The following is a 13,153-nucleotide window of genomic DNA, read 5'->3' as shown; positions in this document are numbered from 1 at the left end:
GCTTAAGCGAGCAACTGAGCCCAATTGATCGAGCTGTTTTCGCCCAAGGTAAAACCTTTGCCGGTCAGAGCCAGGTTGGCGTTGTAAGCCGGATCCTGGGCGAAGACGCCGCTCCATTTCTCACGCAATGCCGCCAGTGCTTGCGGCGCCTGCGGCAGCTCGCCGGTATGCAGCACCTGCACCAACGGCGTCCACACGGTGAGGTAACCGGACTGACCGGCCTTGAGGCACAGATCGACATCGGCATAACCTTCGGCGAACGTCACCTCATCCAGTCCGCCCAGAACGTTGAACAGCTCTTTGCGCACCATCAGACACACCTTCGACACGGCCGAGTAGTTCTGCTCGACAGTCAAACGCTGCATGTAGCCGTCTGCGCTGTGTTTTTCGCCGATGAAGGGCGAACCCACGCCATCGTTCAGGCCAAGAATCAGACCGGCCTGAGCAATGTTGCCGTCGCGGTCGACCAGTTTGGCACCGACGATCCCCACTTCCGGACGCTGGGCGTGGTTGAGCAGCGAATCGATCCAGTTCGGATTGACGACTTCACTGTCAGCGGCCAGCAGCACCAGATACTCACCCTGAGCCTGCTCGCTGGCGGCGTTGTACAACGCGACTTCGCTCAACGACTGATCGGCACGCAACACATTGACCTTGGCGTGGCGCAGTGTGCCCAGCCAGTCGTTGACCGCTGCCGATTGATGGGCGTTTGCCGCCAGCAACACTTCATAACGGCTGTAACGGGTTCTGAGCAACACGCCTTCCAGGCAGCGGCGCAGTACCGGCAGATCGTCGATGACCGGCAGAATAATCGACACCAGTGGCTGTTCGCTGTGGCGGTAATCGATCTGCCAGGTGCCCGGAACCGTCGACGTGACCTTGGCTTTGTAGCCGCGATTGCCCAAGTGGCGCAGCAACGCCTGGCGTTCGTGGGCGTTTTCTTCCAGTTCCGCCGCCTGAGTGATCAGCAACGGCTCGTCGAGGTGCGCGAGACCGTCGAGGCCGCCCTGCTCAATGATGCGCAGCAGCAAGTCAAACTCCAGCGCCTTGCTGAAGTCAGCCTGATAACCACCGGCGTCGAGCAACACTTCGCGGCGGATCAACCAGTGGCGCGCCATCAGTGACGGTACGCTTTGCAGCAGATCCAGATTGAAACCCGGGCGGAATACGTCAACCAGCGCGCCATTATCCTTGCGCTGGATTTCATCGGTGGCGACGGCACGCACACCGTCGGCAGACATCAGTTCCAGGCTGGCGCGCAACAGGCCGCTGGCGGTGAACTGATCACCCGCCTCAGCCAGCAGCAACCAATCGCTTGGCGACTGCTGAGCGCTGAGGTTGAGCTTGTCGACAACGTTGCTTTGGGTGACACGCACAAAATGCAGAGTGTTTTGCGCGGTCGTCGCCGCCGGCGCTTCACCGGTGGTGAACACGACAATCCTGAACGCTTTGCAGTGACCTTCGAGCAGGCTGTCGAGCGACACCTGCAACTTGTCGATGTCGTTGTCCAGGTCGAGCAGGAAAATGCCGAACTGCGGGCCACCGCCTTCAGTCGCCAGATGTTGGCCAATCGACTCGAGTTGTTTGATTGCCGGTGTGCGAGCCGCCAGCCACTGCAACAGACGACCGGATTTCATTTTATTGAAGGCCAGCTGATTATCTTCGACCGTCAGCGCTTCTAGGCGAGCGATCCACTCGTGCATCGAGTGCGCGGCGGTCTCGTCTGCGACGATGTCCAGTTGCGCCGCCAGACGTTTGACCACAGTCTGGTTGAACGCATTGAGATCATGGGCCTGCCACAAGCGGTCCAGCACACTTTCCGCTGTATCGTTGTTGCGCGCCTGCAACAGGTGCGCCTGACGGGTCCACACGCCTTCCAGCCCTTCCAGTTGCATGCGACCGGCCGGCAGCGTGTGCAAGATGAATTCGAACTGTTCCAGACGATCGAAGAATGCCTGGTTGTAAAACGGCATTTCGACGTACTGCAACGGACCAAAACGACGATCCGGCGCCTTCAGTTCCTGGTTCCAGGTCGACTCGATAATCAGCTCGGCAGTCAGCGCCCGACCGGACTTGAGACTGTCGGCCATTGCCTCGAAACTCTCCAGGGCAAAGGCCTTGGCCTGGCCGGCATCCAGCCCTTCGATAGCGGTAGGCAGCGAGACGAGGAATTCGGCAAAGGCCTCGCGTTCGGCGATCGATTTGGCGTCGACGTAGGTCAGCGAGTGATACACATCGGTATTGTGCTCGGAGACACCGTAGTTGATCTCGCGCACCACGTACGGGATTGGCAGGATGCGCGCCTTGGCACTGGCCAGCAGGTAGTAGACGTGGCCAATTTCCTGCCACTGGAAATTGGTCCCCGGCGGCAACGCCGCATGCCAGTTTTTCATCAGGTCAGTACGGGTCACCGCGTAGAACGGCGGGATGTACTGGCTCATGTAATCGAGGACACGATCCTGCGCCCGCTCTGACGCATAGTCTTCCTGGACTTTCTTGTCGCGGCGGTAGTAGTTCACGCCATGGGCCAGTGACAGGTACATCAGGCAATAGCCGTGGCACATACCGTAATCAGGGTTGGCATGCAGGAAGCCAACGGATTCTGCCAGCGAATCGTGCAGGATGAAGTCGTCGTCGGCCGCCAGCACCATGTACGGCGTGGTCAGATGCTCGACACCATAGGCCAGTTTGGCCTGCATGCCCCAGTACGCGAACTGCGGCACATGGTGATAATCGACGGCAGAGAAGTCGCCTTCAGGTCGTTCGAGTGTCGAATCTAGCACCATGATTCTGCAGGGCAAGCTGCTGTAATACTTCACCGCCCGGCGCAAAAACGCCGGCCGATTATGAGTAATCAGGACTACGGTCAATAGCTCATCGAGCGGTAGCGCCAGTTCAGAACTGTACTTGCCTTGCATAACTTCTCTCCACAACCGGCGACTCGCCGAAACAACGCTTGGTGATGTTGCGAATTAACGGACGCGACGCAGATAGCCGTCCGGCGCCACGGTGATCAGCAGCTTGTTCTGCAACTGCTGGTCGATCTCGAAATCCTGGTTCTCTTCCAGGTATTTCCACACGGCGGTTTTCGGGTTGTCGCCCGGGCCCCATGGACGATCCGGGAAGAAATCGGCCGGCATGTCTTCAACCACGGTGTCCATGACCACGCAGTAACTGTCGACCGACACCAGCGGTGCGTAAAGACGCAGCTCTTCCAGCACGTGATCGTGGGTGTGGTTGGAGTCCAGAACCAGAATGACTTTCTTGCCTTTGGCCGCTGCCTGCACCTGGGCGGCAATGCCGGCGTCGATGCTCGAGCCTTCGATCATCTTGATGCGCTTGGCCATCGGGTGGCTTTCGATCGCTTCGCGGTTGTGCGGACGAATGTCGAGGTCGATGCCCAGCACTTCGCCGTGCCCTTGCAGCTCCAGCAACGAGGCGTAGTAGATGATCGAACCGCCGTGGGCGATGCCGCACTCGATGACCAGATCCGGTTTGACCTGCCAGATGATCTCCTGCATGGCCATCATGTCTTGTGGCAACTGGATGATCGGACGGCCCATCCACGAGAAGTGGTAGCTGTATTTATGCTTGGCCGATTCGTTGAAGAAATCACGGGCCAGGCCGGTCAGTTTCTGGTCGTCACCCTGCTGGGCAATCTGTTCCCGGCACTCGGCTTCGAAGGCTTGGTTGATGCTGTTGTCGGTCATTTTAATAATCTCAAGGGTCACTGAAACGAAGCGCTGTCGACGGCGTGATAGACGTAGCGTCCACCGGTCATCCGCTTGATCTCTTCGAGGTAATTGGAATTCATCACAAACAGGTGGGCGCCTTGCGGCAGCGCGTCCATCGCCTCTTGTGGCGAGGACACCCGTGCGCCGCTCAATGGCAGATAACGCCCCTGCTTGGCCGGGTTGATATCCACCACACGATCCACTGCCACACCTGCGCGTTGCAGGAACAGCGAATAGATCACGCCTTTGGACGAGGCGCCCCAGATCGCCGAACCCTGCTCGGGGGCGGACTGAATGATCTGCACCGCACGGTCGAGGCTGGCAGTGAACCCGTCAGGCAGTGCAAGGCGCGGCACCGGTTGTTCCGGGGTCAGACGCAACGTCGACAGGTCAGCGACGATGTACAGGTATTGGCCACCGAACAGGTGACCGGCCTCATGCACGGTGCCGAACATCCGGCGCAGGTCATCGAGGCGGAAATAATTGACGTGTTCGTAAAACAGGTCGAACCAGGCTTTGTGCTCGAGAATCCAGTCGAAGCAAGGCACTTCAATGTAGATTTGCCCACCCTGATTGGCGTTGGCGATTTCGGCGAGGAAGCTCACTGGATCCTGAATGTGCTCCAGCACATGGCGCAGGACGATGGCGTCTGCCGCGAGCCCGAGACCACGGGTGAACGGCGCCTTGATCACGTCGGCGCTTTCGCCTTCATACGCCGGGTCGATGCCGGTGATCGAATAACCGAGGCCCTTGAGCAACTCAAGGAAATAGCCTTTGCCGCAGCCGACTTCGATCAGCTCCTGCCCCTTGAAGTGCTTGGCAATGATGCCTTCAACGTCACTCAAGTGCTTCTGGAACTGCCCGGAATGCGCCTGCTCATTCTGGTAATCGGCATCGTAGCTGAGCTTGTCGGCGTCGAACGCTGCGTTGAAGATCAGACCGCTGCGCTCGTCCTGCACCAACAGCATGTCGGCACTGGCCGAGGCCTGTGCCGACGCGGCATCGGCAAAGGTGCGGTTCTGCAGCACCGGCAGGTCGGTGACCCGGTACAACTCGTGCTTCATTGCGGCTCTCCCAGTAACTGTTGCAAACGCTCGGTCACCGCCCAGAACGCCAGCGGTTCGTGGGTTGGGTATGGGTAGTGGCCGAGGTTCAGATGCAGCGACACGTCGCGTTCGCGCAGGCGTTGTTCGACCAACGCACGCACGGAGACCGGTTGGCCGCTGGCGCAATTGATCACGCCGTTGAAGTCGGTTTTTTGCAGGATCGCGGCGAGGTAACCGGCCGCGTTTTCAATCGGCAGAAAATCGCGTAACTGCTCACCCGCCGACATGTTGAACGATGGCTCGCCGGCATCGATCGCCCGATCCAGCGCCGCCAACAGACTGTTGGGGTTCTGCCCTTCGCCGTGCAAATAGAACAGGCGCGCCCACTGCAAAGTAAACGGGTGCTCTTGCTGCAGATTTTGCAAAAACAGGTGCAGCGTGTGCTTGGCCAGACCGTAAGGATTGCTCGGCTGTGGCTCGGTGTTCTCGCTGAGTGGCCCACTTTGCATGCCGTATTCGAAACAGGTGCCGGTCACCAGAACCTGCTTCACGCCTGCCTCGACCGTACTTTTGATAAAGCGGTAATCGGCCATCAGGTTGTGTTCGAAATGGAACAGCGCCCGGTAATTCGGCAAGCCCGGCCAGGCCAGATGCGCCAACGCGTCGATGCCATCGGTCAACGCGTGGATATCGAGATCGGCGGCGTGAATATCCGCGCTCACGAATTCGACGTCGTTGATCCACGGCATGCCCTGCGCAGTTTGCGCGTTACGCGCTACCGCACGAACAGCGCAGCCACGCGCCAGCAACGCCGCGACCAGATGCCGACCGACGAAGCCTGTGGCGCCCGTGACCAGAACCTTCACAGCACTTTCAACTCAGGCACGGCGATCACGAAGCGGCCGTCCCACTGACGCACTTGCGCCAGTTGCTGGCTGACTTCGTGCAGCAGGTTCCATGGCAGCACCAGCACGTAATCCGGTTTATCGATATCAATCTGCGCCGGCGCCACAATCGGAATGCGGCTCCCCGGCATGAACTTGCCCTGCTTGTGCGGGTTGGCATCGGCGACCCAGGCCAGCAGGTCGGGTTTGACCCCGGCGTAGTTGAGCAAGGTGTTGCCCTTGGCCGCCGCGCCGTAACCGACCACACGTTTACCGTCAGCCTTGGCCTGCAACAGAAAGCGCAGCAAGTCATGCTTGATGCGTTCAGCGGCGGGCGCGAGGCTGGCGTAGTACTCGGTGGTTTTCACTCCGGCCTCAAGCTCGGCCTGCAGCTGTTGTTGCACCGCCGCTTGCACCGCGCGGCGTTCACCGTCCTTGCGCTGGACAAACACGCGCAACGAACCGCCATGGGTGGTCAGTTGGCTGACGTCGAAGACTTCCAGGCCATTGCGCTCGCACAGGGCCTGCACGGCGGTCAGCGACAGATAGGAATAGTGCTCGTGATACAGCGTGTCGAACTGCGCGCCAGCCATCAGCGTCAGCAGTTGCGGAAATTCGAAGGTGGCCACGCCGGTCGGCTTGAGCAGCGCGGCGAACCCACCGAGGAAATCGTTGATGTCCGGCACATGGGCGAGCACGTTGTTGGCCGCCATCAGGTCAGCGCCCCAGCCTTCGCTGTGCAACTGCCTGGCCGTGTCGCGACCAAAGAACAGCTCGCGAATCTCCAGGCCCTTTTCCCGCGCCGCTTGTGCGGTGCTGCGGGTCGGCTCAACACCCAGGCAAGGAATGCCGCGACCGGCCACGTATTGCAGCAGATAACCATCGTTGGCGGCGACTTCCACCACGCGGCTGTTGGCGTTCAGACCGAAGCGCTCGACCATCTCGGCGACGTAGCGCTCGGCATGGGCCAGCCAGGTGCTGGAGAACGAACTGAAATAGGCGTACTCAGCATCGAACAAGCTGTCGGCGCTGGTGTAATCCTCGGTCTGTACCAGCCAGCATTGCTGGCACACCGCGACTTTCAGCGGCACCCACTGCTCGGCCTGCTCCAGGCGATCAGCGTGGACGTAGGCGTTGGACGGCGGCGAGGTGCCGAGATCGATCAGCGGCAGGCTCAGCGGTGCGGCGCACCCACGGCAGTTCATAGACGCACTCCAGCAAAGTGTTGATCGAGCGCGGGATGGCTGGAATCACGCGCTGACAAATTATTGACAGGCAACGGCCAGGCAATCGCCAGCCGTGGATCATTCACCGACAGACCGCCTTCGTGCTCCGGCGCGTAATCGGCGCTGTGCAGGTAAAGCAGTTCGGCGTCCTCGGTCAGGGTCTGGAAACCGTGGGCGAACCCGGCCGGGATCAACAGGCTGCGACCGTCGCCGGCCCGCAGGTGCTCGGCGTGCCAATGCAGAAAAGTCGCGGAGTCAGGACGCAGATCCACCGCCACGTCCCACACTTCACCGCGCAGACAGGTGATCAGTTTGGCTTCCGGGGCGTTGCCATTCTGATAATGCAGACCCCGCACACTGCCCTTCTCGCGAGTGCAGGAATGGTTGATCTGGCGGATATGAAATTCGCTGCCGAACGCACTCAGGCTGCCTTCGCAGAACAGCCGGGCGAAGTGCCCGCGCTGATCTTCGAAACGTTTGTGCTGGACGCTGAACAACCCGGCCAGCGGCAACGCTTTCAGGGAAAACTCGCTCACAGCGCGCCTCGGTACAGGTTCAGTTGACCGAGGGTGACGTTGCGCATGTCATCGCCGTTCTGCCACGCCAAGTGCCAGTCGAGGGTCTGGGTCAGGCATGCCTGCAAGGTCCAGCGCGGTTGCCAGCCGAGCAGTTGGCGCGCGCGGCTGCTGTCCAGACGCAACAGCCCCGCCTCGTGCAATTCGCTTTTCTCAATGCGCAGACCACGCGCCTGCGGCCAGCGGCTGGCGAGCAGTTCGACCACTTCGCCAACGCTGCACATGTCCGCCTCGCCCGGGCCGAAGTTCCACGCACCGGCGTATTCCGGGCCCTGCTCGTAGAGGCCGGCGGCCAGTTGCAGGTAGCCGGCCAGCGGCTCCAGCGCGTGCTGCCACGGGCGTACGGCTTGCGGGTAGCGCAAGGTCACCGGCTCGTCGGCGGTCCACGCTTTGAGCACGTCGGGAATCAGGCGCTCTGGGGCAAAATCGCCGCCGCCCAAGACGTTGCCAGCGCGCGCGGTGGCCAGGGCCAGACCGTGTTCGGCGTACTTGTCCGCCGGGAAGAACGACGCGGCATAAGATTGTGCGAGCAACTCACAGCAAGCCTTGCTGCTGCTGTAAGGATCGTGGCCACCGAGGGCTTCGTCTTCGCGGTACGGCCACAGCCATTCCTTGTTGGCGTAGACCTTGTCGGTGGTGACCAGCACGCAAGCGCGCACGCAACCGACCTGCCGAATCGCTTCAAGCAGGTTCAGCGTGCCCATAACGTTGCTGGAGTAAGTGCCGAGCGGATCGCGATAGCCTTCGCGCACCAACGGCTGCGCGGCCAGGTGCAGAACGATCTCAGGCTCGGTGTCGGCGATGATTTCCAGCAAAGCGCCAAGATCCCGCAGATCACCGCGTTGATCGTTGATGCCTTCGTGCACCCGCGCCAGTTCAAACAGACTCGGTTCAGTCGACGGATCGAGAGAGAAACCGCTGACTTGCGCGCCGAGGCTTTGCAGCCACAGGGTCAGCCAGCTGCCTTTGAAACCGGTGTGTCCGGTGACGAGAACGCGTTTGCCGCGCCAGAAATCCGCACTCAGGCCCATTGCTTCCATGGGGCCTCCCCGCTCTGCCACAGCGCTTCGAGATGGTTCTTGTCGCGCAAGGTGTCCATCGGATGCCAGAAACCTTCGTGTTCGAAGGCTTTCAGTTGTTCGTCCGCGGCCAGACGCGCCAACGGTTCGGCCTCCCAGGTGGTCGCGTCATCGGCGATGTACGGCAGCACTTTCGGCGAAAGCACGAAGAAGCCGCCGTTGATCCAGCCACCGTCACCACGAGGTTTTTCGGTAAAGCCCAGCACCTGATCGCCCTGACGCTCAAGGGCGCCGTAACGACCCGGCGGTTGCACGGCAGTGACGGTCGCGAGACGGCCGTGGCCTTTGTGGAAATCCACGAGCTGCGCAATGTTGATATCGGAAACGCCGTCGCCGTAGGTGAAGCAGAACGCCTCTTCATCCTTCAGATAACGGCCAGCGCGCAGCAGACGGCCACCGGTCATGGTTTCTTCACCGGTGTCGATGAGGGTGACACTCCACGGCTCGCTGTAATTCTGATGCACGTCCATGCGGTTTTCGCGCATGTTGAAGGTGACGTCAGAGGTGTGCAGAAAATAGTTGGCGAAGAAGTCCTTGATCGCATAGCCCTTGTAGCCGAGGCAGATCACGAAGTCGTGAATTCCGTGGGCGGAATACTGCTTCATGATGTGCCAGAGAATTGGCTTGCCACCGATCTCGATCATTGGCTTGGGCTTGAGGTGCGACTCTTCACTGATGCGCGTGCCGAGGCCACCCGCCAAAATAACTGCCTTCATCGTCTCCCCTCTTGTTCTACACCGGGCTGCGCACGGCTTGCTTGAGCGGCGCGGACCTTCTGGCTAAACCTTTTGCCGTTCCGGGCGCTGATGCAGTGACCGCGAGCGCTCGTTTTATGGCGATTTACAGGGGACTTGCAGGAAACGCGCCAGCTCCACAAGCCCCTCACCCTAACCCTCTCCCACAGGGAGAGGGGACTGACCGAAGCGTTTGGAAGAATTACGCCGACGTGAAATACCGGGCCGAACTCAGATTCTGAAACAGATCAAAAGCCCCTCACCCTAACCCTCTCCCTGTATGTACCGGAGACATGGTGGACAGGTGTTCGGAGACATGGTGGACACTTTTTAATAGACACATTGCTCATCACCAAGGAGATGACCTGTGTCCTGGGAAGAGGTGTCCACCGTGCAGCTTCGTTCAGAGTTCGTGCATTTGGCTCGGCAAGAAGGAGCCAATGTCCGGCAGCTTTGCCGCCGATTCAATATCAGCCCAAGCACTGCCTACAAATGGCTCAACAGGTTTGAAACTTCAGGTGCAGAGGGCTTGATCGATCAGTCTCGACGACCGAAGACGTCACCCAAACGCTGCGCTGAAGAGGTTGAGCAGCAGATTCTGACCGTGAGTGAGGAATACGCGGCTTGGGGCGCTCGCAAGCTCAAACGTGTGCTGGAAGACAGCGGCGTAGTAATGCCTTCGGTCAGTACCGTGCATGCGGTTTTACAGCGTCATTCACGCGTTGATTCAAAGGCCGCTGAGATTAAACCGTTTATCCGCTTCGAGCATGAAGCGCCCAACGATCTTTGGCAGATGGACTTCAAGGGCCATATCAGCCTGGCTCAGGGACGTTGCCATCCGTTGACGATACTGGACGATCATTCGCGGTTTTCGCTGTGTATCGCGGCCTGCCTCGATGAGCGACGTGAAACCGTTCAGGAGCATCTAATCCGGGTCTTTCGGCGTCATGGTCTGCCTTTGCGCATGACGATGGACAACGGTTCACCCTGGGGTGACCAGACTGGCGTTTATACCGCGCTGGAGGTCTGGCTGATGAGTCAGGGCATCAAGGTCGGGCACTCTCGACCTTATCATCCGCAAACCCAAGGAAAGCTGGAACGCTTCCACCGCAGCCTGAAAAATGAAGTCCTGCGAGACCGACATTTTATTGATCTCAACGGTGCACAACGGGCGTTTGATATCTGGCGTGATATCTACAACCAGAAGCGTCCACATCAAGCGTTGGACATGCAGGTGCCTGCTACTCGCTACAGCAGCAGCCCACGGGAATATCAGGAGCAACCCGCGGCGCCGGAGTACGACGATGGGGATGTGGTCAGGAAGGTTCAGGTGAAGGGCGAGATCTACTGGCGGAACCGTGAATACACAGTCGGAAAAGCTTTTTACGGGAGGTCAGTAGCTATCCGGGAAACGACGGAAGATGGCATCCACGATGTCTACTGGAGTAGACATCGTATTGCCCGAATCGACTTGAACTTGCAGATCGTTACGGCAGGTAAGAAGATCTAAAACCGTCCACCATGTCTCCGAACATGTGTCCACCATGTCTCCGGTACATACACTCCCAGAGGGAGAGGGGACTGACCGAGGTGTTTGGCAGAAGTACGCCGACGTGCGATACCGCGTTGAACTCAGGCTTTGAAAAGCACACAAATCGGCCCCCTCTCCCTCCGGGAGAGGGCTGGGCGGGCGGCGTTCCGATGAGGGGCAAATCCACCACAAATCCAAAGCCGAGCACGCTGTGCTCCTCACCACTCAACAGGATGAGCGTTAGCTCGGCTGCAGCTTTTGATCTGTAAGGCGACATCGGAAGGCTGAGCGGAGGGATTCATCCGGGGGTGGGAGCGCAGCGACCGTTTGGCGCAGCCAAACACATCGAGAGGAGGTGCAGCGAAGCAAACCGTAGGCGATGCCCCCCGGATGGATCCCGGAGCGAAGGAACCCCGAGCCCCAGCGAGCGGGCCGCACGTAGGAGCAAGCCTTTTTGGTTACTTTTTCGGCGTCTGGAAAAAGTGACCCGCCGTAAGGGCGGAACCCTAATCAGCACCCCCCGCAGCAACGGATATACACCCAAAACACCAAGAGCATGGTCGGCCCAAAGGCCGCCAAGCCCCAGACAAGCCAGATCACCAGACTGAACGACTACCCAAACATCGCAAACGCATCACCGCTCACCGGCAGCTCAAAGGCCTGACCATCCGCAGTCTGAAGATGCTCGATGGTGTTGAACCCGGCATACCAATCCGCCAGTTTCACACCGTTGTCCGGCACCCCGCTGCTACCGTCATTGGCACTGTGCAGATAAGCATCGTTGCCAATACGGGTCACACTCAACTGACTGGCATTGGCGATCGTATTCAGGATCAGCGTGTCGTTGATATCCAGCCCCTCATCCTTGATCGTCACCAGCCCGGTGGTGTTCACCACGTAAGTGTCATCGCCCTGCCCGCCATACGCACTGCCGCCGGCATTCGACTGACCGGCAAGGTTAAGAATCAACACATCATTCCCCCCATCACCCTGCAGGCTGTAGTCACTGCCAGTGCCGGTCAGCACGTCATTACCCTCGCCGCCGAAAGCCAACCCTCGCCCCAGCGTGATGCTGTCATTGCCATCGTCACCGCTGGCCCAGGTGAACAGATCATTGGCCGCACCAACGATAACGTCATCACCGGCGCCCCCCGACAGGCTATCGGACTGACCGGCGACATCAAGACCGGACGCCAGGCCACCATAGAGGTGATCGTCGCCGTCGCCACCCTGAATCTGGTCGTCGCCCGCCCCACCCTCAAGAATGTTATCGCCCCAGTCGCCTTCCAGCACGTCATTGAACTGGCTGCCGCGCAGGCCTTCGATATCGATGTAGACGTCGTGGAATGCAATACCGCTCTGCGCACCCCACTTCAACGAAGCGCTCAAGCCCTCGGTACTGTCGTCGTAGCTGACGATGTCGATACCGGCGCCACCGTCAAAATTGTCGGCGCCTGCACCCCCCAACAGCACATCGTTACCGGCGCCCGAGACAATGGTGTTGTTCTCGTCATTGCCGTAGCCGATGAAGTCCGCGCTTCCGACATAGGTCAGGTTTTCTACGAACGCGCCCAGTCTCAACTCGGACAGGCTGGTGAACACGTGATCGGTACCGCCCATGTAGCCTTCGACTTCCTCGATGGCCACGTCAGCGCTGTTGATCGTGTAGACATCATCACCACCGCCGCCGGCAACGGTCACGCCACTGGCGTTCACGGTGAAGTGGTCGGCACAGCTGGAACCAATGACCTCTTCTACGTTGATCAGGGTGTCGCCCGCCGCATTGACGCCGCCACCGATCAAAAGGTTGACCGGATCGAAAGCGTAGCGATAACTCACGGTGTCATGGCCGTCAGCACCATCGATGCTCATAAAGTCTTTGTGACGATAAATCACATCATCGAAGCCCGAACCCTGCAGCGCTTCAATGCCGGTGAAGGTGTCACCGTAGGCAATGGTCAGGCCGTCGTAGTTGGTGAAGTCTTCGACTCTGACGCCCTCAAGGCTGTCGCTGTAGCTGACGGTATCGTAACCCTCGCCACCGACGAAACGATCGGCGCCATCGCCGCCCCACAGCCAGTCGTTACCGGCACCGCCATCCAGCACATCAGCGCCTGCATTGCCGATCAGTACATCATCCGACTCCAGTCCATAGAGTTCGTCATTGCCCTCGGTGCCCAACAGGACGTCCGCTTCACTCGTTCCATTTACTACTGACATTTACGTCTTCCTTGCGCTGTTGTTGAAAACGGTGCTGTCGGCGGAGAGAGACCATTCCAGCCTGCGATCCCTGCCTGATGAATAAACGAATAAAAAGCTATCGACTGCCAATACGAGAAGCTTG

The 13,153-nt window shown here is 59.5% G+C and carries 9 protein-coding genes and 1 pseudogene; 1 reads left to right on the top strand and 9 read right to left on the bottom strand.

Going from position 1 to position 13,153, the window contains the following annotated elements; all coding sequences use genetic code 11:
* Nucleotides 1-2 precede the first annotated feature (2 nt).
* The 8 genes from P3G59_RS08255 to rfbF are packed head-to-tail and all read right to left on the bottom strand — an operon-like array spanning nucleotide 3 to nucleotide 9,260.
* Complete coding sequence (locus P3G59_RS08255) at nucleotides 3-2,918, bottom strand: TIGR00180 family glycosyltransferase (protein ID WP_277761173.1); 2,916 nt, start codon at nucleotides 2,916-2,918, stop codon at nucleotides 3-5.
* A 54-nt stretch (nucleotides 2,919-2,972) separates the two neighbouring features.
* Nucleotides 2,973-3,710 carry a cephalosporin hydroxylase family protein gene (locus tag P3G59_RS08250; RefSeq protein WP_093439633.1) on the bottom strand — a complete coding sequence of 246 codons (738 nt, stop codon included), beginning with the start codon at nucleotides 3,708-3,710 and terminating at the stop codon, nucleotides 2,973-2,975.
* Between the two features lie 17 nt (nucleotides 3,711-3,727).
* A complete protein-coding gene (locus P3G59_RS08245; protein WP_277761172.1) occupies nucleotides 3,728-4,798 on the bottom strand; it encodes a class I SAM-dependent methyltransferase in 1,071 nt (356 codons plus the stop codon).
* Entirely contained in the window at nucleotides 4,795-5,646 is an 852-nt protein-coding gene (locus P3G59_RS08240; RefSeq protein WP_277761171.1) for an NAD(P)-dependent oxidoreductase, read from the bottom strand. Before P3G59_RS08240 ends, P3G59_RS08245 begins: the two co-directional genes overlap by 4 nt.
* Complete coding sequence (locus P3G59_RS08235; protein WP_277761170.1) at nucleotides 5,643-6,869, bottom strand: class I SAM-dependent methyltransferase; 1,227 nt, start codon at nucleotides 6,867-6,869, stop codon at nucleotides 5,643-5,645. Before P3G59_RS08235 ends, P3G59_RS08240 begins: the two co-directional genes overlap by 4 nt.
* Nucleotides 6,866-7,426 carry a dTDP-4-dehydrorhamnose 3,5-epimerase gene (gene rfbC / locus P3G59_RS08230; RefSeq protein ID WP_277761169.1) on the bottom strand — a complete coding sequence of 187 codons (561 nt, stop codon included), beginning with the start codon at nucleotides 7,424-7,426 and terminating at the stop codon, nucleotides 6,866-6,868. Before rfbC ends, P3G59_RS08235 begins: the two co-directional genes overlap by 4 nt.
* On the bottom strand, nucleotides 7,423-8,505 hold the full coding sequence (gene rfbG / locus P3G59_RS08225; RefSeq protein ID WP_122844916.1) for a CDP-glucose 4,6-dehydratase: 1,083 nt from the start codon (nucleotides 8,503-8,505) through the stop codon (nucleotides 7,423-7,425). The genes rfbC and rfbG overlap by 4 nt, the downstream gene beginning before the upstream one ends.
* Complete coding sequence (gene rfbF / locus P3G59_RS08220; RefSeq protein WP_093439605.1) at nucleotides 8,487-9,260, bottom strand: glucose-1-phosphate cytidylyltransferase; 774 nt, start codon at nucleotides 9,258-9,260, stop codon at nucleotides 8,487-8,489. The genes rfbG and rfbF overlap by 19 nt, the downstream gene beginning before the upstream one ends.
* 385 nt (nucleotides 9,261-9,645) lie before the next feature.
* On the opposite strand from rfbF, the pseudogene P3G59_RS08215 reads away from it, so the two are divergent.
* Nucleotides 9,646-10,767 (top strand): annotated as a pseudogene (locus P3G59_RS08215) (IS481 family transposase); the annotation flags it as partial.
* A gap of 654 nt (nucleotides 10,768-11,421) precedes the next feature.
* On the opposite strand, the gene P3G59_RS08210 reads toward P3G59_RS08215, so the two are convergent.
* Complete coding sequence (locus tag P3G59_RS08210) at nucleotides 11,422-13,029, bottom strand: calcium-binding protein (protein ID WP_277761168.1); 1,608 nt, start codon at nucleotides 13,027-13,029, stop codon at nucleotides 11,422-11,424.
* Between the last annotated feature and the right edge of the window lie 124 nt (nucleotides 13,030-13,153).

This window comes from Pseudomonas sp. A34-9 (assembly GCF_029543085.1).
Lineage (GTDB): Bacteria > Pseudomonadota > Gammaproteobacteria > Pseudomonadales > Pseudomonadaceae > Aquipseudomonas.
The sequence above is the reverse complement of the archived record's forward strand: the minus strand, read 5'-3'. Positions and strand labels throughout refer to the sequence as shown.

Coding starts and splice junctions, on each gene's coding strand:
- P3G59_RS08250 (WP_093439633.1), bottom strand. CDS start 3,710: ATGACCGACAACAGCATCAACCAAGCCTTCGAAGCCGAGTGCCGGGAA.
- rfbF (WP_093439605.1), bottom strand. CDS start 9,260: ATGAAGGCAGTTATTTTGGCGGGTGGCCTCGGCACGCGCATCAGTGAA.
- P3G59_RS08235 (WP_277761170.1), bottom strand. CDS start 6,869: ATGAACTGCCGTGGGTGCGCCGCACCGCTGAGCCTGCCGCTGATCGAT.
- P3G59_RS08255 (WP_277761173.1), bottom strand. CDS start 2,918: ATGCAAGGCAAGTACAGTTCTGAACTGGCGCTACCGCTCGATGAGCTA.
- P3G59_RS08210 (WP_277761168.1), bottom strand. CDS start 13,029: ATGTCAGTAGTAAATGGAACGAGTGAAGCGGACGTCCTGTTGGGCACC.
- rfbG (WP_122844916.1), bottom strand. CDS start 8,505: ATGGAAGCAATGGGCCTGAGTGCGGATTTCTGGCGCGGCAAACGCGTT.
- P3G59_RS08245 (WP_277761172.1), bottom strand. CDS start 4,798: ATGAAGCACGAGTTGTACCGGGTCACCGACCTGCCGGTGCTGCAGAAC.